Consider the following 21,424-nt stretch of genomic DNA (forward strand, 5'->3'; position numbering starts at 1 on the left):
CGCGCTGGCGGGCCGCGCCGCTGCCTGACGCACAGAAGGCGAAAAAAAACCGGTCAACGCGGCGCTTTCGTGACGCCTACCGCCCTGCGTAAGGCAAAAAAAACCCGGGCGATGCAGCCCGGGCCTCAATGATATTGGCAGGAATAACGTTAACGCCTGTTTAAGGCGCTGGCGGTTTCCGGTAGCGATCGCCACCGCCGTGGTCGTGGGGGGCGGGTTTAGCGTGATGCCCCTGGCCGTGCGGCCCGCCGTGATGGGGCGCGCCCGCCGGCGGCCGAGGCGGGTGCGCAGGCACACGGGGAGGGTGAACGGGCGGCGGGCGGTAAAAGTGCGGCGGCGGAGGCGGCGGCGGGTGATGGCGCCGCGGCGGCAATGTCGTTACCCAACGCCAACCATTCCAGTAGTAACCATGTCGATTGCGCTCTCCCCAATAGCGGCCGCGATGTTCGTGCCACCACTGGGGCGGACGCCAATCATACCCGTCCCAATAATAGCCGCGGCGATCCCGATCGCCTAGGTGCAACACCACCCCAGGGGTGACGATCTCCACCGCCACTCCCGCCAGCGCGTTCCCCACCGGCAACAACAACGCCACCGACAATACCCATGCTTTTCCATTCATAAGAGGACCTTATCGCGGACGACCTAAGCGGCGTTTATAGCAATGCCGCCCCGCGGCCACTATCAGACAACGTCTGATTTGCACAGCGCTTACCGTTTCCTTACCGAATCCTGACAATGATTGCGGCGCGTCGGTGGCCGGGCGTAGGGCCATCTCATGGGCCAATGCGCCGCTCGCCCGGCCGCCGGCGCGCGCAAAGCCATCGGGCGCGGGCGTTTTCATCGGCAAACGCGGCGCTGGTCATGGGCAAGTGACAATTGCGGGACGGGGGATGGAGAAGGCGTTTATTTGTGAGCCCTCTGTGCTGGCGGATGCGCAGACAATACCGCGATGGCGGCAAGTGCCGTTTTATCGCCGACCACGGCGGGCTGGGATCATGATGAGCGCCCTCGTCAAGGCGTTTACAGGCTGCATCGGCGCTACCCCGCGGCGAACGGATGGGTCAGCTGTCGGTCCGACGGGAGGGTGGCTAATTAGCGGGTCAGGCGTGGGTTTGTTTGAGGTACGGCAACAGGCCGGCCAGCAGCGGGCCGCCTGTCGACCTGACCGTCGGCCAGCCCACAAAAGAAGCAAAGTCCCGGCCCTAAGGCCAGGACTCTGTCAGCCGCTGCAAGCCAAAGCGGTGAAGCGAAAAGCTGACGCGTAAGCGCCCGAGTGGCGTGCGTCTCACTCTTTCGGTGAGGCATTCTCGACACGACTTTTCAATTTCTGCCCCGGGCGGAAAGTCACTACCCGACGGGCGGTGATGGGAATATCTTCGCCCGTTTTTGGGTTGCGTCCTGGCCGCTGATTTTTGTCGCGCAAATCAAAATTACCGAAGCCTGATAATTTTACCTGCTCGCCATTTTCCAACGCCCGGCGCACTTCCTCAAAAAACAGTTCCACTATTTCTTTGGCATCCCGTTTGCTCAGCCCGAGCTTTTCAAACAGGTATTCTGACATTTCAGCTTTAGTAAGCGCCATAAGTTCAATCCCTCAAGGATGCTTGGAATCGCTGCTTCAGTGCCGCCACGCATCTCGCAACGGTCGCGGCAATCTCCTCTTCTTCCAGTGTACGAGCGGTATCCTGTAAGATCAGGCTGATAGCCAGACTCTTAAAACCTTCCGCTACGCCCCTGCCCCGGTACACGTCAAACAAGTTTACGCCAACTAACTGATTTGCGCCAACTTTCTTACACTCCGCGATAATATCTGCTGCGGCGACGTCATCAGCCACCACCACGGCAATGTCGCGGCGGTTAGCAGGGAAGCGGGAAATGTCATTCGCTTCAGGCACTTTACGCTCGGCAACCTTCTCCCAGAGTAGTTCAAACACTAGCGTACGGCCATTTAAATTCAGTTTCGCCTCAAGCTCGGGATGAATAACGCCAATTAATCCAATGGCTTCATTGTTAAGATAAATTGCGGCGCTCTGCCCCGGATGAAGCGCGGGATGCCGTTGTGCCCTGAACTCAATATCGTCTAATTTACCGGTAAGCTCAAGTATTGCCTCAAGATCGCCCTTGGCATCGTAAAAATCCACCGGCTGGCGCGCCTGATCCCAATGTTCATCAAAGCGCGGACCGGCAATAACCCCGGCCAGCATAAGATCCTGACGAATTCCCAGGTCGGCTGCGTTATCAGGAACAAAGCGCAATCCGCTCTCAAACAGGCGGATCCGCTGCTGCTGACGATTCTGATTATAGACCACCGCGCCAAGAAGGCCGGTCCATAACGACAAACGCATGGCGGACATATCCTGGGAAATCGGACTTGGCAGTACCAGCGGCGCCGGCTGCGGATGGAGCAGCGCCTGGGTTTTAGGGTCGACAAAGCTATAGGTGATGGCTTCTTGGTAACCGCGATCCACCAGCAGCATTTTCACGCGCGACAGCGGCAGCGCCGCCTCACGATGAAGCGGCATCACCAGTTCGGCGCGCACCGGCACATTCGGAATGGCGTCGTAACCGTATACGCGCGCGACTTCCTCAATCAAATCTTCTTCGATAGCCATATCGAAACGCCAGCTCGGCGCCAGGGCCTGCCAGCCGGCTTCGGTGCGGCTGACCTGACAGCCGAGACGGCTGAGGATATCGCTCACGTCCTGGTCCGGGATAACATGGCCAATCAGCCGGTCCAGCGTTTTCCGGCGCAGGGTGATGGTGGCCGGTGGCGCCAGCGCAGCCGCGGAAGTCACCTCGATAACCGGCCCCGGCTGACCGCCGCAGATGGCGACCAACAGCGCCGTGGCCCGCTCCATGGCGCGCGGCTGCAGCGCCGGATCCACGCCGCGCTCATAGCGATGCGACGCATCGGTGTGCAGCCCGTAACGGCGGGCGCGGCCGGTAATGGCCAGCGGTTGGAAAAAGGCGCATTCCAGCACCACGTCGCGGGTCGTCGGGCTGATACCGGAGGCGGCGCCGCCAAAGATCCCCGCCATCGCCAGCGCTTTGCCGTGGTCGGCAATCACTAGCGTATCGGGCGAGAGCGTGACGTCGCTGCCGTCGAGCAAGGTCAGCGCCTCATCCTGCCCGGCATAACGCACCACAATCCCGCCCTCAATGCGATCGCGGTCAAAGGCATGCATCGGCTGTCCCAGTTCCAGCAGCACGAAGTTGGTGATATCCACCACCGCGTCCACCGAGCGCAGGCCGCAGCGGCGCAATTTTTCTTTCATCCACAGCGGCGTGGGGGCGCTGACGTCGATATTTTTCACTACCCGGCCCAAATAGCGTGGACAGGCGTCGGCCGCGTCAACGCGAATCGGCAGCGTATCGCCGATAACCGGCGCCACCGTCTCGATAACCGGCTGCACGAGCGGCATGCGATTACGCACCGCGACATCGCGGGCAATGCCCAGCAACCCGAGGCAATCGGCCCGGTTCGGCGTAACGCTGATGTCGATGGTATTGTCTTCCAGCTGAAGATAGTCGCGGATATCCTGGCCGATAGGCGCATCGGCGGGCAGTTCGATAATACCGTCATGGTCGCCGGCAATGCCTAATTCGGCAAACGAGCACAGCATGCCCTCCGACGGCTCGCCGCGGAGTTTAGCGGCTTTGATTTTGAAATCCCCCGGCAGCAGGGCGCCGATGGTGGCCACCGCGACCCGCAGACCGGCGCGACAGTTAGGGGCGCCGCAGACGATATCCAGCCATCGCTCGCCGCCAATATCGACCTTGGTGACCCGCAATTTATCGGCGTTGGGATGCGGCCGGCACTCCACGACCTGGCCCACCACCACGCCGGTAAAACGGCCGGCGACCGGCTCCACGCCGTCCACTTCCAGTCCGGCCATGGTAATTTGCTCCGCCAGCGCGGCGCTGTCGATGGCCGGATCCACCCATTCACGCAGCCAAAGTTCACTGAATTTCATGTGTTTATCCCGCCTTTATTTGAATTGTTTGAGGAAACGCAGATCGTTTTCGAAGAATGCGCGCAAATCCGTGACACCGTAACGTAACATCGTCAACCGCTCCATGCCCATGCCGAAGGCGAAGCCGGAGTAAATTTCCGGGTCAATACCGACGTTGCGCAGCACATTCGGGTGGACCATGCCGCAGCCCAGCACTTCCAGCCAGCGGCCGTTTTTTCCCATGACATCCACCTCGGCGGAGGGTTCGGTAAACGGAAAATAAGACGGGCGAAAGCGCACCTGCAAATCTTCTTCAAAGAAATTACGCAGGAAATCATGCAATGTCCCCTTCAAGTTGGTGAAACTGATATCGGTGTCGATAATCAGCCCCTCCATCTGATGAAACATCGGCGTGTGGGTCTGGTCGTAATCGTTACGGTACACCCGCCCCGGCGCGATAATGCGGATCGGCGGCTGCTGCGCTTTCATGGTGCGGATCTGCACGCCGGAGGTCTGGGTACGCAATAACCGGGTGGCGTCGAACCAGAACGTATCGTGATCGGCGCGCGCGGGATGGTGCGCCGGAATATTCAAGGCGTCGAAATTATGGTAGTCATCTTCGATTTCCGGGCCGGTGGCCACCGAAAAGCCCAGCTCACCGAAAAAATGCTCAATGCGCGCGATGGTGCGCGAGACCGGATGCAGCCCGCCGTTTTCCATGCGCCGCCCCGGCAGCGAAACGTCTATTGTCTCGGCCGCCAGCCGCGTCTCCAGCGCCGACCGTTCCAGCGTAATCTTGCGCTCGGCCAGCGCCTGCTGCACGTCCTGCTTGGCCTGGTTTATGACCGCACCCGCCGCAGGCCGCGCGTCCGGCGCCAGATCCCGCAGCGCCTGCATTTGTTGGGTAAAATGCCCTTTTTTGCCTAAATATTCGACGCGCACCAACTCTAATGCGTCCATATCCTGGGACTGTTCGATGGCGGCTTTGGCCTGCACAACCAACTCTGCGAGATGTGGCATTGCTTTCCTCTTCTTCCTGCCGTAGATGGCTTAACCGTAAAAATGAGCGAGGTCGCCGTCTGGCCCTGCAGCGCGCCCGGCGCCGCTGGCCAGCAATAAAAAAAGCCTCCACTTCGGGAGGCTCTAGCGCTATTTTTCGTTTCTTGACTTACGCGCAAGCCCCCGGGAAACAGGTGCTAAAGTAAAAAAAGAAACGGAAAATAGCAGCATTCATGCTTGCATTACCTTGTTAACGTGAAGATATCCATTCTGCTACCGTTCGCCCTGCGGCGAAAAAAAGAGGGAGACCGGCTCCCTCTTCTTCAACCGGCTTACGCCAGGGCGCCTTTCGCTTTCTCGGCCAGAGCGGTGAAAGCCGCTTTGTCGAACACGGCGATATCCGCCAGGATTTTACGGTCGATCTCAATGGACGCTTTTTTCAGGCCATTGATAAACCGGCTGTAAGAGATACCGTTCTGACGGGCCGCGGCGTTGATACGCGCGATCCACAGCTGACGGAACTGACGTTTCTTCTGACGACGGTCACGGTAAGCGTACTGACCTGCTTTGATAACCGCCTGGAAGGCGACGCGGTAAACGCGCGAACGGGCACCGTAGTAACCTTTCGCTTGTTTCAAGATTTTTTTGTGACGTGCACGTGCTACCACACCACGTTTTACGCGAGCCATATGCTCTCTCCTAAAGTCTTATTCGAACCAGTTAAAATGACGCTTACGCGTACGGCAGGCAACGCACGACCAAACCCAGATCTCCTTTGGAAACCATGGATTTCGGGCGCAGGTGACGCTTACGCTTAGTGGATTTTTTGGTCAGAATATGACGCAGGTTAGCATGCTTGCGCTTGAAACCGCCCGAAGCCGTTTTCTTAAAGCGCTTTGCGGCACCGCGTACTGTCTTGATTTTTGGCATGAGTTTATCTCTACTCCGCATTGTTAATAATATGAATCAGCGAGGCGAAGGCGACGCGTGGCGACGCCTTACTTGTCAGGCCTTACTGTTTCTTCTTGGGTGCGAGCACCATGATCATCTGGCGGCCTTCAATTTTGGAGGGGAAAGATTCCACTACCGCCAGTTCACTCAGATCGTCACGAACGCGGTTAAGCACTTCGATGCCGATCTGCTGGTGCGCCATTTCACGTCCGCGGAACCGCAGGGTGATTTTGGCTTTATCGCCGTCTTCCAGAAAGCGAACCAGGTTGCGTAGTTTTACCTGATAGTCGCCTTCATCGGTACCAGGCCGGAATTTGATTTCCTTAACCTGAATAACTTTCTGTTTCTTCTTCTGTTCTTTGGTGGATTTGCTCTTCTCATAGAGGAACTTGCCGTAATCCATGATGCGGCAAACCGGCGGCTCGGCATTGGGGCTGATTTCGACTAAATCAACGCCCGCTTCCTCAGCTTTTTCAAGCGCTTCATTCAGGCTGACAATACCAATCTGCTCGCCGTCGATACCCGTCAGACGAACCTCTGCGGCGCGGATTTCTCGGTTAATACGATTGGGACGCGCCGGTTGAACTCGTTTTCCGCCTTTAATACTTTATTCCTCCAGTTGATGAAGATTACGGCTGCGGATTTCGTGCTGCAGCTTTGCAATAATCTCGTTAACGTCGATGCTGCCCAGGTCTTTACCGCGGCGTGTACGCACGGCGACCTTGCCTGCTTCCATCTCTTTATCTCCGCAGACCAGCATGTAAGGGACTCGACGCAAAGTATGTTCGCGGATTTTAAAGCCTATTTTTTCATTTCTCAAGTCTGCTTTCACCCGAATACCTGCCGCCGACAGTTTTTCCGTCAGTTTTGCGACATATTCCGACTGATTATCGGTAATGTTCATCATGACGACCTGCGTTGGCGCCAGCCAGGTCGGGTAGAAACCCGCATACTCTTCCGTCAGGATGCCAATGAACCGTTCCATTGACCCCAGAATAGCGCGGTGAATCATGACCGGCACCACCCGTTCGTTATTTTCCCCCACATAGGAGGCGTTCAAACGACCGGGCAGCGAAAAGTCCAACTGCACCGTACCACATTGCCAGGCACGATCCAGGCAATCGAGAAGCGTAAATTCAATTTTAGGACCATAAAAAGCCCCCTCGCCCGGCTGGTATTCAAAGGCAATACCATTTTCCGTAAGCGCGGCGGCCAAATCCTGCTCCGCCCGGTCCCAGACATCATCGCTGCCGATGCGCTTTTCCGGACGGGTAGACAGTTTGACCAGGATTTTCTCAAAGCCAAACGTCGCGTACACATCATACACCATTTTGATGCAATTGTTTACTTCATCACGTACCTGGTCTTCGGTACAGAAGATATGGGCATCGTCTTGGGTAAAGCCGCGCACGCGCATCAGACCGTGCAGCGAACCGGAGGGCTCATTGCGGTGGCAGCTGCCGAACTCCGCCATGCGCAGCGGCAGATCGCGGTAAGACTTCAGCCCCTGATTGAAAATCTGCACGTGCCCTGGGCAGTTCATCGGTTTGATGCAGTATTCCCGGTTTTCCGACGAGGTGGTAAACATATGCTCGGCGTAATTGTCCCAGTGGCCGGTCTTTTCCCACAGCACGCGGTCCATCATGAACGGCCCTTTCACTTCCTGATACTGATAGGCTTTCAGCTTCATCCGGACGAAAGCTTCCAGCTCGCGGAAAAGGGTCCAGCCATCGTTGTGCCAGAACACCATACCCGGCGCTTCTTCCTGCATATGATAGAGGTCAAGCTGCTTGCCGATCTTACGGTGATCGCGTTTCGCCGCCTCTTCCAGATGCTGCAAATAGGTATTGAGCTGTTTTTTATCGCCCCAGGCAGTACCGTAAATGCGCTGCAGCATTTTGTTTTTGCTGTCGCCGCGCCAGTAAGCCCCGGAGGTTTTTTGCAGGGTAAAGTGGTGGCAAAAACGCATATTGGGCACGTGCGGACCGCGGCACATGTCCACATATTCTTCATGATGATACAGCCCGGGACGATCGTCGCGGCTGATATTTTCGTCGAGGATAGCCACTTTATAATCCTCGCCCCGCGCGACAAACGCATCGCGCGCCTGCTGCCAGCTGACTTTTTCCTTGATAACGTCGTAATCTTTTTCGGCCAGTTCGTGCATGCGCTTTTCCAACCGGTCGAGGTCGTCCTGGGTCAGGGTATGATCGAGATCGACATCATAATAAAAGCCTTTATCGATGACCGGGCCGATAGCCATTTTAGTATTCGGCCACAGTTGCTTGATGGCGTGCCCCAATAAATGCGCGCAGGAGTGGCGGATTATTTCCAGCCCCGCCTCATCTTTGGCGGTAATGATGGCAAGCTGGGCATCGTGCTCAATGACGTCGACCGCATCCACCAGCTCCCCGTTAACGCGGCCGGCAATGCAGGCTTTGGCCAAGCCGGGACCGATATCGCGCGCAACATCAAGGGGAGAAACGGGATGTGCAAACTGACGCTGACTACCATCAGGAAGAGTTATAACGGGCATGCGGGTTTCCTTAATTTGCAGTGGTGATCCATACGCAAGATCACTTACAAACAGAACAAATATTAAATTTTAAAGGGTTTAACATGCTATTTCGCTACACATTGCGAAATATGTACACGAGGAGGAACACAAACCGCTTGGCACTCCTGCATTACATGTCAACCGGCAGGATTTTAACACCCTCGCAGGAAAAAATCCTCTTTATTCAGCGCATCCGACGCGGGGATTCCCCTTTTTTGTCATCCTGCGCATCATTGCACCGGCGGGATAATCAGCAGACGCGTGGGAAGATGCAGAGCATAAAGGGGAGGTCTCCTATGGGGGACCGGTTTGGGTCTCCCAGCGCGGTAGGACATTACCCTCTGAAGGCAAACCGCCCGCGCGTCGTCTAACGTTATGTTAGCGCGCTGCCCAACCCCGCCGCCGCGCATCACGCTGAGGGCGGCGCGGACGGGCGGGTTTAGCCGCAAGATCCATAACGCGCATAGCTAAGAGTAGGCAAGCTCAGGCAAAAGCGGGCCGCGCATAACGCATCAGACGCTGTCCGGGATGATAACCCACCGCCGATCCCCGTTCGCTGTGTATCTAGGAAATCGACAATGGAACGTTACTTTTTCTCATTATGCTTGATCTCACTTCTCATGGGCTGCGGCGCCAATAACACGCCGCCCCAGGTCGCTTCGCCCGGTAAACCGCTGTCCCCCGGGCTGAAGTTTCTCAATTCAGGCGCCGCGCTATTACAATCGCGTCCCCCCGTCGATGCCATGAGCGCCTATCTGGATGGTTTTCACTTTTACAATGGCGACAAGAATGGGCAAATGGAAGCGCACCATTACGTCACCGTCTTGAATGAGGAAGTGATGCAGGCCGTCATTTATGATGGCAATACCCGCGATGCCAGACTGATGGGCGTGGAATACATCATCAGCGAAAGACTTTTTCAGCCATTGCCCCTGGAAGAGAAAAAACTTTGGCATAGCCACCAGTACGAAATAAAGTCCGGCACGCTTATTGCGCCAGGCTTCCCCGCCCCGGCAGAGCGCGCGTTAATGGCGAAAATAGTCAACACCTATGGCAAAACGTGGCATACCTGGCATACCGATCGGAATAACACGCTGCCGCTGGGTATTCCGGCCCTTATGATGGGCTTCACCGCCGACGGTCAATTGGATCCTCAGTTGCTGGCAGACCGCGATCGTCGTTTTGGCGTCGACACGAAAAAAATCCGCCAGCAACGCCGCGCTATCACCGCTCACCCCGTACAGGCGGGGGCGAACGCCTGGGAAAGCGGGCAGACCATCCAGTTGCAACGGGTCAACGGCGGGGGGGAAGCGGTGCGAGGAACGAGCGACTTTTCGGCGTCGGAACAGACCCGCGACGGAAAATTGCGTTAACATGTCGAGCGCCTGGTAAGCCGCCGGGGTGTAACGTGTCCTGCCCCAAGACAGAACGCCTATTCAGCCGGGGGGCGCCAACGGCATTCATCAGCCGCAGGCTGCTCACTGAGGGGGCGGCAGGCCATCGCCCCCTGATTCTGGCGGCGCCGGCATCGAAAATACGCGCCGCGCAATACCGGATACCCGAGGGCGATCCCCCGGCGGTTGCGCCGCGATGTTAGCGGGCGAAATAGTCGCCTTGGCGCAGATCCGTTAACAGATCCGGCCCGCAGGGCGTCCAACCTAGCCTTGCCCGCGTATGCACACTGGACGCCGGCATATCCGCGCCGAGGAAATTGGCTAGCCAACCAAAATGCTCACGCTCCCGTGACTCGACCGGCAGGCCCAACTGCTCGCCAATCACGCCGGCAATGTCCTTGCAACTAATGCTTTCATCGGCAACCGCGTGATAAATAGCCTCAGGGTGCGCCTGCTCCAACGCCAACCGATACAGGCGCGCGGCATCCGAACGGTGTACGCTGGCCCAGCGGTTATGCCCGTCCCCCAAATAGGCGGACACGCCTTTTTCGCGCGCCAGAGCAATCATGGCGGCAATAAAACCGTGATCGCCGCGGCCATGAACCGAGGCGGCCAACCGCACGATGCAGGCCCGCACGCCCTGCGCCGTCAAGGCGTTCGCGGCGGCCTCGGATTGACGCGGATAGCCGAGCTCCGCAGGGGCAACGTCCTGTTCCGTAGCAACCCGTCCCGGCGCGATATGGGCTAATCCCGCGGTCACCAGTAGCGGGCGCGAGGTCCCTTTCAGCGCGCTGCCGAGGGTCTCAATCGCAAGGCGGTCCTGCTGCGCACTTTGGGCAAAACGGGAAAAATCGTGATTAAATGCGGTATGGACGACCGCATCGGCCTCTGACGCGGCGCGGCGCAGCAGGTCAAGATCGTCAAGCGTGCCGTGCAGCGCCGCGGCACCGCTGGCCACCAGCGCCGCCGCTTTATCGCTGGATCGCACCAGCCCTGTCACCTGATGCCCAGAATGGATCAATTCTGCCACGACCGCCGAGCCGACCCAGCCGGTGGCGCCTGTCACAAATACTTTCATGGGGTATCTCTCGCTTTCACTGTCGAACAGGCATTGTAGCCAGCCGCGATATCCTGTTAAAGTAGTGTCTTTATACGGGTATAATTACTAACAGGGAGCGACCATGCCCCAGGGCAATGTGCTTGGCGCCTATCTACGCCAACGGCGCACCAAACTCGATCCCGGCGCTTTCGGTTATGACGGCGGCCGGCGGCGGACCCAAGGATTGCGGCGCGAAGAAGTCGCCCAGCTCGCCCATATCAGCGCCACCTGGTACACCTGGCTGGAGCAAGGGCGCGGCGGAAAACCGTCCGCGGCGGTGTTGGACCGCTTAGCACAAGCGCTGATGTTGACGGAAGCCGAGCGCGAGCATCTGTTTTTACTCGGCCTCGGCCGCCTGCCCGAGGTGCGCTACCGCGCCTGCGATACCATCACGCCGCGTTTGCAGCGCGTACTGGATGTCTTTACCGATACCCCGGCCATCGTGCGCACCGCCACCTGGGACGTTATCGCCTGGAATCGCGCCGCCGCCGCGGTGTTCACCGATTACGGCCAGCTTGCGCCCGCCGAGCGCAATGTTCTGCGTTTGATGTTTTGCGAGCCGCGTATGCGCGCGGTACAGGGGGATTGGCAATCCGTGGCCCGGCTGGTCGTGGCCTCGTTTCGTCACGACGCGGCCCGAGCCGGCGCGGACGCCGAGGTAGAGCGGCTGGTGACGGAGCTGAGTCAGGCCAGTCCTGAGTTCGCCGCGATGTGGCGCGATGAGGACGTGCAGACCGACGGTAACGGCATTAAACACTTGCGCCATCCGCAATTGGGGGCCATTACCCTGGAATTTTCGTCCTTTGCCGTGGACGCCAGGCCGGACCTGAGCTTGGTTGTCTTTAATCCCGTGTCGGAAACCGACCGGCAGCGCATCGCGGCCTTTATTGCCGACGCACCACATGCCGCCCTGCCGGCGTAACGGCGGCCGAAAAACGCGCAATGCGCTATCGCCATTATCCCCCAACACCGCGCGCCGATTTCGCCGCTTCGTTCGCCGTGGCGGCGTCTGGCCGCGTTTGCGGCGTTTGCGACCTTTGCGGCGGATGATCCCCCTCCTCCTGCGGCGCATCGCCGTGATGACGAGTGAGAATAGGCGGGCGATCGGCGGCAAAGATGATGCCCAGGGTCGCCCCGCCCAGCCTGCCGCCCAAATTGGCAAGCGATGAGGTCGGCAGGACCAGCGTCGGGTCGGAGATAAACCTGCCGTCAGTGTTGGTAAGCGCAGCGCTGCTGACGCAGGTCTGGCCGGCGGCGGCCATGATGCCGGAGGTATTGTCTATCTCCCCCGCGTTCAGCCAGAGATTACCGCCGCTGAGAATGCCGGTATTCACGCTGTGAATGTTAATCAAGCGCTGTCCCTGGGTATCGATATGGAGATCGTTATTGGCCTGTAATTGGCCCCCGGCGTTATCGATTGCGCGGCTTTGGATGCGTCCTTCCGCGGTGGCGGTAATGCGGCCGGCGGTATTGGTGATCTCGCCGGCGTAAATTAGCAGGTTGCCGCCGCTCAAAATGCCCGCGTTGCGGCTGTAGGCGTTATTCAATTGCTGGCCGTGGGTATCCAGTTGCAGGTGATCGCCGGATTGCAGACGGCCGCCCGCGTTCAACAGTGCGCCGCTGTTAACGCGGCATTCGCCCACGGCGCTGATAAGTCCCGCCTCATTGTCAATATCGCCGGCGGTAAGCGTAAGGCGCCCGCCACACAGAATGCCGGCGTGGCTGCTGTGGGTGTTGCTCAGCCGCTGGCCCTGGGTATCAATGTTCAAATCGCTTCCTGCCTGCAGACATCCCCCGCTATTATCAAACTCCCGGCTTTTGATACGGGCCTCTCCGGCGGTGACGATGCGGCCGGCGCTATTATCCAGCGCGCCGGTAGTGATAGAGAGCAGCGTACCGGCCTGCAGACTTCCCCCCTGGTTTTCCAGCGAGCGGGTCATCAGCTTCATGCTTTGCGCCGTCGTCAGCTTGCCCTCGCTATTTTTTAAAGCGCCGCCATCGATTTGGGTTGTGCCTGCGGCGCTTATCATGCCCGCCATATTGTCGACCTCGCCGGCGTCGAGGTATAAATCCGCGCCGCATCGTATCCCGGTATTGCCGGTGTAGCGATTCTGCAGCGGTTGGCCCCGGGTATCGATGCGCAGGTTGCCGCCGGCCTGCAAACGCCCGCCGTTATTTTCCAATAGGCCGCAGGATATCTGCATCGCCGCCTGCGCCAGCACGCTACCGCCGGTATTGCCGAGCGGTTTGCGCCGGGTGTCGATCGTCACCTCCTCCCCCGCCAGGATGCCATTGGCGTTCATCAAATGCTGACTGCGCTGGGTTAATCGATTTTTCGCCTCTATCCGTCCCCCCGTGTTGATGAGAACCTGTTGCGTCTCCAGTTGCGCTTCGCCGCCAAGCGCCAGCAATCGACCGCCCTGGTTGTCGAGTTTATTGGCTTTGATTGTCAGATTGCGGCTGCCCTGCAAGTAGCCGTAGGCATTATTTATTCCGCGTTCGGCCTGCAAGATAAGGCTGCCGTCATCGGCCGCGATGAGCGTGCCGACAGCGTTATTCAAATAACCGGACAGCAACCGCAGAACGCCGCCGCTCTCGATCCAGCCGCCGCGATTGTCCGCCTCGCCGCTGACGAACACCTTCATTTCTCCCGCATCAGGTTGCCACATGATCCCCTTTTGGTGCCGCAGCCGGGTGGCCGTCAGCGACAGCGATTGCGCTCGGGTAACGCTTTGCGACAGATCGACCCATTCCCCTTGCAGCGTCATAGCGCCGGCAGACCATAAGAGGCCCTGATAACCGTTTAACCGCTCGACGGTCAGGGACATCTTGCCCGTGCCCATTAACTTTATCGAGCCGTCCTGATTGTCGAGGGTCTTGGTCTGTAGCGACAGGTTATGGCCGTTGACAATAATTCTCCCGGCGCGGTTTTCAAGCCAATCCGTTTGCACGGTGGTGTCGCCGCTGTTGATAAGTAGCCCCTGCTGATTGTTTAGCCGATGCGTTTTCACCTGCAGCAGTTGTTCCCCCCGTTGCTGCAAGGTGCCGAGCCGGTTGGAAATATCCTGGGCCGTCAGCGTTAACGCATCGGCGGTTAGCCGACCGTTATTGTTGGTCAATGACGTTGCGGCGCGCGCGGTGATTTTGCCGCCATTGATGTGGGCGTTGTTGCTACTGATAACGCCCTGACTAGCCGATAGCACAATGTTATCTCCGGCGATACGGCTGCCGGCCAGATCCACCTCGGTCCCCCACATCATCACGGCGCCGGTGGCCTGATGGGTGCCCTGGGCGATTAAGGGGCCTTGGCTGGTCATAATCAGATTGCCCGGCTGGGTCAGTTGGCCCTGCGCATCGCTGCCGGCCACCAGCAAGCTGTCGCAGGTATTGTCGATGCGTCTGGCGGTAAAGGTAACATTGCCCCCCGCACGGACGGCGCCGCCGTTATAGATGGTGCCGGTGGCGGAGAATATGGCGTTGCTCTGCGTGGCCAGACGTCCGGCGTTGACCACATCCCCCTGCGTCGCCAGCGCCAGCGTATCCTGACTCTGCATGCTGCCTCGGTTTTCCAAACGGCCGGCGACGCTGATGCTCAGTTCACCCACGCCGGCGCCCATTTCCCCGGCGTTACGTACCCCCACGCCTTTTTCGGTACCCAACATGACGATTTTCTGGGCATACATCCCCCCCAGCGCCGCTACGTCCAGCGCATAGGGCGGTTGTTCGCTCCCCACTTCGGCGAAAATGCCCGTCACGCCGCCGCGGGTGTCCACCCGATTACGTCCTGTCACCAGGGTGAGCGACGAGCCGTGCAGTTGGGCGTTGACCGCCACCGCACGCGCAATAAGCTGCGTGTAGTCGGTATTGGTGGTATTCATTCCTCGACCGGTGACCTCAATCTGGCCGTCGTCAACCTGATAGCCTTTCAACTGACCCTCCTCGCTAATGGGTCGGCCGGTGGTCAGCGTGCTTACGCGGGCATTAATAAAGCCGCAGCCGTTGCAACTGATACCCGCAGGATTGGCGAGGATCACGTCGGCAGGCTGGCCCGCGACTTCAATGTACCCATTCAGTCGGCTGGGGTGCGGCTGGGTGACCTCGTTGATAATCAGCGTCGCTTCCCGCGTCAATAACGGGTTAGCCGCCACGCCGCCGGCCAGTTCGGTTTGGCTTGCCGTCGTCGCGTTGTTAAGAATGACGCCAGGCGCCGCGACATCAAACTGCTGATAGTGATTGTATGAAATCCCGTTACCGTTAGGTGGCCGGATATTGACCACCGGTAACCCATTGGCCATGGTAAGCACCTCGGGACGATGATCCTCGGGGGCGCCGACGTCGGCGATGATGCCGCCGTGAAGCGGCGGCCCTATTAGCAGACAGGCCAGGCCGAAAAGTCGGCCGAGCAGAAACCGACCGGGTGCGGGTCGGCCGATGCGCGGCGCCGTCTTATCGCGCTCCACCACCACCCGACCGCGCCGGGCGCGGGTTCTGGGTTCCTTGAAAAGCTCAGTACGTTTTTGCATAGCAGATGGAGTCCCGGTTAAACGCCCCGTCCACGGGGCGACAGATCGCTTAATAGTGCCAGGTCAGGCTAAAGCCCAGGGAGACGGGCGCTGCGCCTGTGGTCGATGTCGCCAGCGGCAGTTCGGCGGAAACGTCGTAGCTCAGCTTGGCCCGGGACAGATGGCCACGGACCCCCAAGGCCGCACCGGCGAGGCGCCGCCAGCGCGCTTTGCCCCTGCCACCGCCTCCGTCGCGTACCTCGCCGTAACCCGCGGACAGATAGACCTCTTGTTGCGGTATCGCGGTGCGCCAGGCCAGCGTGGGGTGCAGCATCCATCCGCGGCTGGCGGTAAGAGGCATACCGGCGTCAACGCCGCGCAGCGCCCAACGACCGTCGACGGCGAACGCGTCCTGAACGGCCTGCGGCGCCGCGCTGGCCTGATAGCGGTAGCGGGCGGAGAAGGTAAATGTCTGACGGGCTAGGGTAAACGCGCGTTGCACCCAGGCGTCCAGCGTCAGCGTATCCCCTCCGGCGGCAAATTCGGTCTCTTCGCCGCCGGGGCGGGCCGTCGCCTGGCCGGCGCGGCGTGTCATTTCCTGGCCGGTGGCGCGCGCGCCGAACCAACGGGTGCCCCGCCGATAATTAACGGCGACCTCCACCGCGGCGGGGTGAAAGTAACGGCGATGGGATATCCCCAGCCGCCAGGTGCCGGTACGGCGCGTTTGCGGGTGCAGGGTCACCTGATTGAGTCGATGGCGGCTTTGACTGAGAAGTCCACCGCCTGATACGGTCGTTTTGGCGGTGCGGTTGCGGTGCAGCACCCAGGCTAATTGCAAATCCAAGTTGCGCTGATGGCCGGCATAACAATAATGCCGGCGTTGGCAGGTGACCCTTTGCTGGAAGCGGCTGTCGCTGGCGCCCATCCCCAGGAGCCAATAGCCTATTGGAACCGAGTAGTGCACGGTGATATTGCCTACCTGCCGCCGGCCCCCGCTGCCGAGGGTGCGGCTGACGGCAAGGGACAGGCGATCGCTCAGCGCGGCGGGGTTGTCCAGCGCCAGCATAAGCCCGGTGCGATAGCGGCCGTCGTGGTGGGCGGCGCCATTATCAAGCCAGCCGACCAGTTGGCAAAAACGGTTTTGGCGGCGGGCGATAACAATATCGCTCTCTCCCTGCGCCGGGCCCGGACGCAGCGCTACGCTGGCCGTAACCGAGCGCAAGCGCTGCAAATTATCTAAAGCCTGTTCAATCGCGCGCAGATCGAGCACGTTTCCGCGTCCCCCCGGCAGCGCCGTATTCAGGTTCACGCCATAGGTGTTACCCGGCGCCGCTACCACCTCCCTTACCCGACCGGGCACAATGCGTAACCTCAACTCGCCCTGGCGCAGATCCTGCGGCGGTGCCACGATCCGCGTGGTCACCCAGCCATGTTCGATAAGCCTGTTTTGCAACAGCGTCATTAACCGCGCGATGCGCCGCGCGTCCAGACAGTGGCCGAGCGCCTGATTCGCCAGGCGCTGCAACGGCACCCAAGACGGCAGAGCCTCGCGCCCGTCCAGCGTCACGCGCCGCAAAACAACACAGGGGACATCGGGCATCGTCGGGCGATCGACGACGGGGCCCGCCTGCGTTTGCCGGCGGGTCGGCGACGAGAGAAACGGTTGATGCTGCGCCTGTGGTGCCAGTGAAGAATCCAACGAGGGTCGAGCGAGGGGTGAAGCCTGGATATCGTACGAGGTCATGGCGGCCAATTTTACCAGCCAGTGCAGCGGCATGACCCTTTTCTGCTTTCCTTGCATAGAAGATCTCCCTTTCGTTCACGCGCCATAAAGGCGGCACGGACGCGTGGCGTCGCCTGGCGAGACGACTCACGACAGGTCCAGCCGTCCCACGGGCCTGAGCAGGCTGAAGAGGAGAGCACCATATCATCCTGCACGTCACGCACTGGTAATACCTGTTATCTTGTCACGTGGAGCAGCGGCGTCAGGGATGTGATTAAGGCGTTACCGGCACTGCGACGCCCAGACGGTCTCGCCACCGTGCGCGCCGACACGCCTTTGCGCCAATGCCGGGCTGGACGGGGCTTTTAGCGCTGCACAACGTCGGGTCTAGGCTTCGAGCAAGGCCTCAGCGAAAGGTTAAATAAGAGGGTTTGAAATTAATATGCATGTCAAGTAAAAATATTTTGTCGTATGCCTAAAACAACAAACCCGCCGAAGCGGGTTTGCATGAAATTGGTTACTGCCGGCGAGGGAATCAGAGCATTGCGCTGATGACCGCAACCCAAAATGCCATACTAATCAGTATGATACTTGGCAGCGTCCATTTGTAGAAGTCTTCCATAATTACCTCACATTAGGTTTGCATCTTTAAGAATAATCTTACACCTATTTCACTTCAAAGAATAGGGTCTAGATCCCCATTTGCGTCTTATTTCGATGTTAATTTCTAACTTGCATCACATTTTTGGTGTCGGAAACGGCTGATGTCATCTTTTCTTCACCAAAACAAGCTGCATTTTACCGAGGCGCACCGTTTTCAATCGTTAAAATAAGACTAGAACACCTTGCTATTTCATGATTTGACCTGGCTCATGCTTTTGAGCCTTGATTGTGCTGATGATTTTATTTCTGCCGTCAAAAAGTAAAAAAAATGTCACTTGCACCAGTTTTGCACAACTTTGGGGCAGATTCGGGGCGGATGCACAACGGCATACCGGGGGACGACGGCGGCGCACGCGAACGGTAATCCGCTGGGTTAAAGCGATGCCGCCCTTCCCCTGCCCGCCGACGCTGGACGACCGCGGCCTGCCCTTCTGCTGCATCGATGACGGCCCGCGCCCGCCGCCCGAGTGGAGCGCGGCCACCCGAGCGCGTTAAAGCGCAGCAAGCGCCTGCCGGTCATCGGGGCGCGCGCGCGTGCCGCAGAACAATAAACAGTTGACATTGAACAATTTTACAACAACACTCATTCCTACGTTCCGCTTAAGGCCGGCGGCACGCCGGGCGACGCCCGCCCGCATCATTTCTGCTTTTCCAGATTGCGTCCGCGCTAACCCACCTGCGCAGGCATTATCTATACGGCATACGGCGCCAATCTGAGCACGGCAGTCAGACAGTTGTCATCACAGCGCTCCAAACCTTAAACGGCACCATGACTTTAGGGGGAAATGACAATGTGGCACGCCATAAGCACCCTGCTGGCAGAAACCCTGGACGAAAATGAAATTTCGCAACGGCGGGTATTACCCGGCGGCGAGCTGCATACCGCCTGGTATCTCCGATACGGCCCTCATCACATTTTTGTCAAAAGCGACGGCCATGAACTGCTGCAAAAGTTTGCCGATGAAGCGGACCAGCTCGCCTTATTGGCGCGCAGCAAGACCGTGCGCGTGCCACAGGTCTACGGCGTCGGCAGCGCGCGGGAGAGTAGCTTTTTGCTGTTGGAGTACCTGCCGCCACGCCCTTTTGACGCCCACGGCGCCTGGCGCTTCGGGCAACAGCTGGCCCGTTTGCATCAATGGAGCGAGCAGCCGCAATTCGGCTTAGATTTTGACAACGATCTTTCCACCTTGCCGCAGCCGAACGCCTGGCAGCGCCGCTGGTCGCGCTTTTTCGCCGAGCAGCGCATCGGCTGGCAATTACAGTTGGCGGCGGAAAAAGGGCTGGTGTTTGGCGATATTGATACGCTTATTGATAGGGTCGAACAGCGGCTGCACGACCACCAGCCGCAACCGTCTCTTTTGCACGGCGACCTTTGGCCGGATAATTGCGCCAACAGCGACCAGGGCGGGTTTCTTTTCGATCCCGCCAGTTACTGGGGCGATCGGGAATGTGATTTGGCCACATTGCCGTTGTTTAGCCAAATGCCGCCGCAAATTTATGACGGCTACCAGAGCGTCTGGCCGCTGGACAAAGATTTCGTGCGCCGTCAGCCGGTCTATCAGCTTTATTACCGGCTGAAAGACGCCATTTTATTTGGGGGAGAGCACGTTCCGGCGGCGGCCGCCGCGCTCGACAGCGTGCTCGCCGCCGGTGCCGGCGATTAAAGCATCCCCAAAAGTTTGAAGGCGAAATACCCCGCCACCACAATAATCACCGGCAGGATGTACAGCGGGAAAAATTGCAGCAAAATGGTATGGCGCGGCATGACGATACGCTGTTCCAGCTGGGCGCGGCTAATGCCGCTGTCGCCGCGCGCCTGTTCCAGCACCATTTGATCCTCTACGCCTTCGCGCACGTGCTTCACCTGCCGCGACATGCGCGCGCCCGACGCCTGCAGCGCCAATCCGACAAACACCAAAATATAAATAAACCAAAACAGCGTGTTCGGGCTGGCAAAAAGACCGCGGCTAAAATCCGGTTGCGGGGAATTATGCCAAAAGGCGTTCAGAAAAGGGGTATTGAAGCGCATCATATCGATAATGACATGAAAAAAGTCGCTTACCACCGCATTAATGCCTTGATTCGGACCGCTATGTTGCTCGATAAACTTCAATACCGAAATAAAGGTCGAAATCACTGCCGGTATAAAGATAACCCATCCGGCAATCCGCTTAACAACCGCCAGGCGGCCGGCTTGCTGATACGTCATGTGCTCCCCTTGAATAAACGACGCAGGTCCGATTGGCTTAAGTTTATCTATAATTTACTTTTTTTGCTTTACTGTTTTTTTAAAAAGCCCTTTATGCTGTCGCTATTGCCCGCGCCGTGATTCCGGCGCGCGCGCCGCCCGTTCACTACAGGAAAGGTTTCGTTATGGCAACCCCCCCCAAGCAACAAGCGGTTATCTTTGACATGGATGGCCTGATTATTGACTCCGAACCGCTGTGGCACCAAGCGGAGCTTGCGGTATTCGCCGAATTGGGCAAAGCGAGTTCCCTCGCCGCTACCCTGCCCGACACGCTGGGATTACGGATTAATGAGGTGGTGGATCTCTGGTATCAAGCTTCGCCCTGGCAAGGACCGTCGCGGCGCGAGGTTAGCGGGCGCATTATTGAACGTGCTCTGGGCCTGATCGAGCAGCAGCGGCCGTTGCTGCCTGGCGTACGGCAGGCTCTGACGCTGGCGACGAATTGCGGGTTGAAAATCGGTCTGGCGTCGGCCTCGCCGCTGTTTATGCTGGAACGCGTGTTGGACCTGTTTGCGCTGCGCCACTATTTCCATTTCATCGCGTCTGCGGAGCAGTTGCCCTACAGTAAGCCGCACCCGGAAGTGTATCTGCGCGCCGCCGCCGGCCTGGACGTCGAGCCAATGCGCTGTTCCACCCTGGAAGACTCCTTTAACGGTATGATTGCCACCCGGGCGGCGCGCATGCGCTCGATTGTCGTGCCGGATGCCGGGCTGCGCGACGACCCGCGCTGGTGTCTGGCACAGGTGCGGCTGCCGTCGCTGCTGGCCCTGGAAGCGGCACATCTCCTCTGATTCACCGCGCGGGCAGGAAATCGTCGCGCCTCGGGCTAAACGTGTCGATAAGCACGCTGTTGTCGTCCAGAGCGACCACGCCGTGCACCTGTCCTTTCACCGCGCGATAGGCGTCACCGGCGACGAGAACGCGCGCTTCGCCATCAATGGTGACCTCAAAGCGCCCCGCCGCCACATAAGCAATCTGATCGTGGATTTGGTGCTTGTGCGGCGTCCCCACCGCGCCTTGGGCGAAATGCACGCAGACCATCATCAATTCATCACTCCAGGTCATCACCTTGCGCTTAATGCCCTCGCCCAGCGTTTCCCAAGGGGTTTCCTCATCCAGATAGAAAGTTTTCATAGCACGCCTCATCGTTGTTTTGCGCCGCGGGCGCAAAGGGTATGGCGGCAAGGGTAACCCGAACCCGCCGCGTTCCCCTAACCGATCCGCAAAAATGCTTCGCCGCTCTCAAAAAATAAAACATTATTTCAATATTATTGAATTGTCTTCCCGACAGTTTTATGATGAAAACACAATCGCGGCACAGAGATACTACGC

The 21,424-nt window shown here is 58.7% G+C and carries 18 protein-coding genes and 1 other annotated feature; of the genes, 4 read left to right on the plus strand and 14 right to left on the minus strand.

Going from position 1 to position 21,424, the window contains the following annotated elements; all coding sequences use genetic code 11:
• Positions 1–160: 160 nt before the first annotated feature.
• The 9 genes from SANT_RS10515 to thrS form a co-directional block, all read right to left on the minus strand.
• A complete protein-coding gene (locus SANT_RS10515) occupies positions 161–622 on the minus strand; it encodes a DUF2502 domain-containing protein (RefSeq protein ID WP_025422254.1) in 462 nt (153 codons plus the stop codon).
• A gap of 666 nt (positions 623–1,288) precedes the next feature.
• The gene (gene ihfA, locus SANT_RS10525) at positions 1,289–1,585 is read right to left on the minus strand and encodes an integration host factor subunit alpha (protein WP_011411244.1); all 297 of its coding nucleotides are present in this window, start codon (positions 1,583–1,585) and stop codon (positions 1,289–1,291) included.
• A gap of 4 nt (positions 1,586–1,589) precedes the next feature.
• A complete protein-coding gene (gene pheT, locus SANT_RS10530; protein ID WP_025422256.1) occupies positions 1,590–3,977 on the minus strand; it encodes a phenylalanine--tRNA ligase subunit beta in 2,388 nt (795 codons plus the stop codon).
• Between the two features lie 15 nt (positions 3,978–3,992).
• Positions 3,993–4,976, minus strand: coding sequence for a phenylalanine--tRNA ligase subunit alpha (gene pheS / locus SANT_RS10535; protein ID WP_025422257.1), 984 nt, complete (start codon positions 4,974–4,976; stop codon positions 3,993–3,995).
• A 95-nt stretch (positions 4,977–5,071) separates the two neighbouring features.
• Positions 5,072–5,195: a sequence feature (Phe leader region), on the minus strand.
• Entirely contained in the window at positions 5,125–5,190 is a 66-nt protein-coding gene (gene pheM / locus SANT_RS24100) for a pheST operon leader peptide PheM (RefSeq protein ID WP_148296353.1), read from the minus strand. Its footprint overlaps the feature before it by 66 nt.
• 92 nt (positions 5,196–5,287) lie before the next feature.
• A complete protein-coding gene (rplT, locus tag SANT_RS10540; protein WP_025422258.1) occupies positions 5,288–5,644 on the minus strand; it encodes a 50S ribosomal protein L20 in 357 nt (118 codons plus the stop codon).
• Between the two features lie 43 nt (positions 5,645–5,687).
• The gene (gene rpmI / locus SANT_RS10545) at positions 5,688–5,885 is read right to left on the minus strand and encodes a 50S ribosomal protein L35 (protein WP_011411240.1); all 198 of its coding nucleotides are present in this window, start codon (positions 5,883–5,885) and stop codon (positions 5,688–5,690) included.
• Positions 5,886–5,967: 82 nt separating this feature from the next.
• A complete protein-coding gene (infC, locus tag SANT_RS23340; protein ID WP_071882016.1) occupies positions 5,968–6,510 on the minus strand; it encodes a translation initiation factor IF-3 in 543 nt (180 codons plus the stop codon).
• Positions 6,511–6,513: 3 nt separating this feature from the next.
• Positions 6,514–8,442: a threonine--tRNA ligase gene (gene thrS / locus SANT_RS10555; protein WP_025422259.1), complete on the minus strand. Its 1,929-nt coding sequence runs from the start codon at positions 8,440–8,442 to the stop codon at positions 6,514–6,516.
• Positions 8,443–9,041: 599 nt separating this feature from the next.
• Here thrS and SANT_RS10560 point away from each other — a divergent pair.
• Positions 9,042–9,836 (plus strand): OBAP family protein, encoded by a 795-nt coding sequence (locus tag SANT_RS10560; protein ID WP_025422260.1) that lies wholly within the window; start codon positions 9,042–9,044, stop codon positions 9,834–9,836.
• 220 nt (positions 9,837–10,056) lie between these two features.
• Here SANT_RS10560 and SANT_RS10565 read toward each other — a convergent pair whose 3' ends face one another.
• Complete coding sequence (locus tag SANT_RS10565) at positions 10,057–10,935, minus strand: SDR family oxidoreductase (protein ID WP_025422261.1); 879 nt, start codon at positions 10,933–10,935, stop codon at positions 10,057–10,059.
• A 103-nt stretch (positions 10,936–11,038) separates the two neighbouring features.
• Here SANT_RS10565 and SANT_RS10570 point away from each other — a divergent pair, with 103 nt between their 5' ends.
• Positions 11,039–11,878, plus strand: coding sequence for a helix-turn-helix transcriptional regulator (locus SANT_RS10570; protein ID WP_025422262.1), 840 nt, complete (start codon positions 11,039–11,041; stop codon positions 11,876–11,878).
• 34 nt (positions 11,879–11,912) lie between these two features.
• Here SANT_RS10570 and SANT_RS10575 read toward each other — a convergent pair whose 3' ends face one another.
• Entirely contained in the window at positions 11,913–15,479 is a 3,567-nt protein-coding gene (locus SANT_RS10575) for a filamentous hemagglutinin N-terminal domain-containing protein (RefSeq protein WP_025422263.1), read from the minus strand.
• Positions 15,480–15,528: 49 nt separating this feature from the next.
• Positions 15,529–17,259 (minus strand): ShlB/FhaC/HecB family hemolysin secretion/activation protein, encoded by a 1,731-nt coding sequence (locus SANT_RS10580; RefSeq protein WP_071882017.1) that lies wholly within the window; start codon positions 17,257–17,259, stop codon positions 15,529–15,531.
• Positions 17,260–18,635: 1,376 nt separating this feature from the next.
• Here SANT_RS10580 and SANT_RS10590 point away from each other — a divergent pair.
• Positions 18,636–19,508: a fructosamine kinase family protein gene (locus SANT_RS10590; RefSeq protein ID WP_025422266.1), complete on the plus strand. Its 873-nt coding sequence runs from the start codon at positions 18,636–18,638 to the stop codon at positions 19,506–19,508.
• Here SANT_RS10590 and SANT_RS10595 read toward each other — a convergent pair.
• Positions 19,505–20,053: a YniB family protein gene (locus SANT_RS10595; protein ID WP_025422267.1), complete on the minus strand. Its 549-nt coding sequence runs from the start codon at positions 20,051–20,053 to the stop codon at positions 19,505–19,507. The genes SANT_RS10590 and SANT_RS10595 overlap by 4 nt on opposite strands.
• 164 nt (positions 20,054–20,217) lie before the next feature.
• Between SANT_RS10595 and hxpB the strand changes: the two genes are divergently transcribed.
• Positions 20,218–20,883 carry a hexitol phosphatase HxpB gene (hxpB, locus tag SANT_RS10600; protein WP_025422268.1) on the plus strand — a complete coding sequence of 222 codons (666 nt, stop codon included), beginning with the start codon at positions 20,218–20,220 and terminating at the stop codon, positions 20,881–20,883.
• Position 20,884: 1 nt separating this feature from the next.
• Here the strand turns inward: hxpB and SANT_RS10605 are convergent, their stop codons facing one another.
• A complete protein-coding gene (locus SANT_RS10605) occupies positions 20,885–21,226 on the minus strand; it encodes a cupin domain-containing protein (protein ID WP_025422269.1) in 342 nt (113 codons plus the stop codon).
• Positions 21,227–21,424 lie beyond the last annotated feature (198 nt).

Origin of the sequence: Sodalis praecaptivus, assembly GCF_000517425.1 — a bacterium.
Taxonomy (GTDB): Bacteria; Pseudomonadota; Gammaproteobacteria; order Enterobacterales; family Enterobacteriaceae; genus Sodalis_A; species Sodalis_A praecaptivus.

Coding starts and splice junctions, on each gene's coding strand:
- SANT_RS10605 (WP_025422269.1), bottom strand. CDS start 21,226: ATGAAAACTTTCTATCTGGATGAGGAAACCCCTTGGGAAACGCTGGGC.
- pheT (WP_025422256.1), bottom strand. CDS start 3,977: ATGAAATTCAGTGAACTTTGGCTGCGTGAATGGGTGGATCCGGCCATC.
- SANT_RS10560 (WP_025422260.1), top strand. CDS start 9,042: ATGGAACGTTACTTTTTCTCATTATGCTTGATCTCACTTCTCATGGGC.
- SANT_RS10565 (WP_025422261.1), bottom strand. CDS start 10,935: ATGAAAGTATTTGTGACAGGCGCCACCGGCTGGGTCGGCTCGGCGGTC.
- SANT_RS10575 (WP_025422263.1), bottom strand. CDS start 15,479: ATGCAAAAACGTACTGAGCTTTTCAAGGAACCCAGAACCCGCGCCCGG.
- SANT_RS10515 (WP_025422254.1), bottom strand. CDS start 622: ATGAATGGAAAAGCATGGGTATTGTCGGTGGCGTTGTTGTTGCCGGTG.
- pheS (WP_025422257.1), bottom strand. CDS start 4,976: ATGCCACATCTCGCAGAGTTGGTTGTGCAGGCCAAAGCCGCCATCGAA.
- SANT_RS10590 (WP_025422266.1), top strand. CDS start 18,636: ATGTGGCACGCCATAAGCACCCTGCTGGCAGAAACCCTGGACGAAAAT.
- rpmI (WP_011411240.1), bottom strand. CDS start 5,885: ATGCCAAAAATCAAGACAGTACGCGGTGCCGCAAAGCGCTTTAAGAAA.
- ihfA (WP_011411244.1), bottom strand. CDS start 1,585: ATGGCGCTTACTAAAGCTGAAATGTCAGAATACCTGTTTGAAAAGCTC.
- SANT_RS10580 (WP_071882017.1), bottom strand. CDS start 17,259: ATGCAAGGAAAGCAGAAAAGGGTCATGCCGCTGCACTGGCTGGTAAAA.
- SANT_RS10570 (WP_025422262.1), top strand. CDS start 11,039: ATGCCCCAGGGCAATGTGCTTGGCGCCTATCTACGCCAACGGCGCACC.
- SANT_RS10595 (WP_025422267.1), bottom strand. CDS start 20,053: ATGACGTATCAGCAAGCCGGCCGCCTGGCGGTTGTTAAGCGGATTGCC.
- hxpB (WP_025422268.1), top strand. CDS start 20,218: ATGGCAACCCCCCCCAAGCAACAAGCGGTTATCTTTGACATGGATGGC.
- rplT (WP_025422258.1), bottom strand. CDS start 5,644: ATGGCTCGCGTAAAACGTGGTGTGGTAGCACGTGCACGTCACAAAAAA.
- thrS (WP_025422259.1), bottom strand. CDS start 8,442: ATGCCCGTTATAACTCTTCCTGATGGTAGTCAGCGTCAGTTTGCACAT.